Consider the following 210-nt stretch of genomic DNA (forward strand, 5'->3'; position numbering starts at 1 on the left):
GGGCGCTGGCGGATCGCCGGAGCCGGCGCCTGCGGGTGAGCCATGCCTTCCACTCGGCCCACCTGGACGGCATGCTCACCGAGTTCGCCGAGGTGGTGGGCAAGCTCGCCTTCCAGCCGCCGGTGATTCCGGTGGTCTCCGACCTGACCGGCCGGCTGGCCGCCGCCGAGGAGCTGACCGACCCGGGCTACTGGGTGCGCCAGGTCCGTG

The organism is Kitasatospora sp. MBT63 (genome assembly GCF_000710465.2).
Lineage (GTDB): Bacteria > Actinomycetota > Actinomycetes > Streptomycetales > Streptomycetaceae > Kitasatospora.